Here is a 2,166-nt window from a genome sequence, read left to right as displayed (position 1 = left end):
TTGCTCCCCTTCGTCAGCGATGCCCCGGGGGGGATTGTTGGGGGGGCGGGGGGGGGCCCCGCGCGGCGGCGCGGTGCCGAAACGTCGAGCGCGGCATTCTAGCACCGCTGCACGACGGGTGCCGGCAGGGGCGAGACAAGCCCGCACGGATCGGGTAGAATCTCGCGCTCGCCTGATCGGGCGTGCCGGCTGCAGGCCGGCGCGATGTCCCGGGCGCGTGGAAACGCATCTTGCGTGCCGCGCGATCAGGCGACAGAGCATGCGCGTGAGTGGCGAAATTGGTAGACGCACCAGGTTTAGGTCCTGACGCCCGCAAGGGTGTGCCGGTTCGAGTCCGGCCTCACGCACCAGAAGTCGAATGCGCCTCCGTCAGGGGCCGTTCATTAAAAAGCGCTGTCGGTCGATTGACCGCAGCGCTTTTTTGCTGATGCCGGTGTTTTTCCCGGCACGCGAACCTGTACGACGCTGAACGAAAATTCGTGCCGCGTACAATTCCGTGTTCACCTGGATATCGGGGCGCAGTCCTCAATCCGTGCGCGCCCCCAACCCGCAAGTGAACCGCGGGGATCGCCGCCTCGTCTGAAACTAGTCCCGCACCCAGCACCGCACGTCACCCGACCCGCGGTGCTTCGTCATCTCAGGCCCGTCTATTCCCAGAAACTCCGGATCGCGACTGCCACGATCACCGGCACCGAGAACACGAGCGGAATCGCGAAATACTGCGCTTCGCGATCGACGATCCAGCTATAGATCACCCACGCCGCGCCGATCGCGAACGTGATGAGGCCGACCGTCACGGCGGCGATGTTCAGGACGAGCTTCGAAGGCTGGCGGCGCGTCTTGGCATCGTCATGGTTATCGTGCGGGGACGATTTCATCGGAAGAGTGCGGCGTCGGGCCGGAACGGGGATAAAAGCACAGGAAACCCCATTCGCCCCGATCGCGCAAGAGGGCCGGCGCAGGCCGGCCCTCGTCGCGTCTGCCAGCGCGCACTACAACCCGAACGACACCGCCAGTTCGTCGAGCAGTTCGCGCTGGAAGGTGACGAACCGCTCACCCGGCTGCTGCGCGATCGCGAGGTCGAGCATCGGATCGACAACCTCGGTGCGAATACCGGCCAACTCCTCGACGATCGCGAGCCCGCAGAACGGCACGTACGCTTCCGAATAGCCGCCTTCGTGAACGACTACGAGCCGCCCGCCGCAATAGCGCTGCGCGGCATCCTTCACTGCGCGCGTCATGAACCGGTAGCTGCCGGTGTGCAACTGCATGCGCGCGAGCGGATCGACCGCGCTCGCGTCGAGGCCGCTCGCGACGACGATCAGCTCGGGCTGGAAACGCTCCAGCGCCGGCAGCACGATCCGTTCGAACGCATAGCGATACGCATCGTCGCCGCTGCCCGCCAGCAGTGGCACGTTCAGGTTCGCGCCGACTCCCGCGCCTTCGCCGCGGTCGTCCGCGCCGCTGTAGCCGGGCGGGAAGCAACGATCCTGATGCAGCGAGATCGTCAGCGTGTCCGGATCGTCGTAGTAGATCGACTGCGTGCCGTTGCCGTGATGCACGTCCCAGTCGATCACCGCGACGCGCTCGATGCCGTGTTTCGCACGGGCGGCCTCGATCGCGATCGGGATGTTCGCCAGCAGGCAGAAGCCCATCGGGCGGTCGCGCAGGCAGTGATGGCCGGGCGGCCGCGACAGCGAGAACGCGTTTGTCGCACGCTCGCCGAGCACCGTATCGACCGCCGCGATCGCGAGGCCGGCCGACAGCGCGGCGATCTCGTAGCTGCCTTTGCCGAACGGCGCGAGATCGCCGAGGTCGCCGCCGTTCGCGTCGCTGAGTGCGCGGAACGCGTCGAGATAGTGCGCGGGATGAATGCGCAGCAGGTCGGTGGTCGATGCCGGCGCGGCGCCGTGCAGGTCGAGCTGTGCGGCCAGGCCCGAGGCCTGCACGAGCGACAGGAAGCGGCGCTTCGAATCGGGCGATTCCGCGTAGCCCGCGCTCGACGGCGGCTGGACCCAGCCGCCGACCGGGAAGAACAGCGCGTGCGTGCCGCCCGTATGCCAGAAGGTGCGTTCGTCGGTGAAGAAGGCAGTGCGATTCATGGATGTGCGTGACCTGTCACGGTTGGGAGGAAACGGAAGGGCGCGTGCGGCGATCGATGTGGCG

2 protein-coding genes and 1 tRNA gene are annotated in these 2,166 nt (G+C 66.9%); 1 reads left to right on the top strand and 2 read right to left on the bottom strand.

Annotated features, from left to right (window positions below):
- Nucleotides 1-263 precede the first annotated feature (263 nt).
- Nucleotides 264-350, top strand: a tRNA-Leu gene (locus JYJ84_RS34835).
- Between the two features lie 297 nt (nt 351-647).
- On the opposite strand, the gene JYJ84_RS34830 is transcribed toward JYJ84_RS34835, so the two are convergent.
- The gene (locus JYJ84_RS34830) at nt 648-878 is read right to left on the bottom strand and encodes a hypothetical protein (RefSeq protein ID WP_122945642.1); all 231 of its coding nucleotides are present in this window, start codon (nt 876-878) and stop codon (nt 648-650) included.
- A 114-nt stretch (nt 879-992) separates the two neighbouring features.
- Nucleotides 993-2,102: a class II histone deacetylase gene (locus JYJ84_RS34825; RefSeq protein ID WP_175223372.1), complete on the bottom strand. Its 1,110-nt coding sequence runs from the start codon at nt 2,100-2,102 to the stop codon at nt 993-995.
- Nucleotides 2,103-2,166: the final 64 nt, after the last annotated feature.

Source organism: Burkholderia sp. LMG 13014, from assembly GCF_905232215.1.
Classification (GTDB): domain Bacteria; phylum Pseudomonadota; class Gammaproteobacteria; order Burkholderiales; family Burkholderiaceae; genus Burkholderia.
This window is presented reverse-complemented; position numbering and strand designations above follow the sequence as displayed.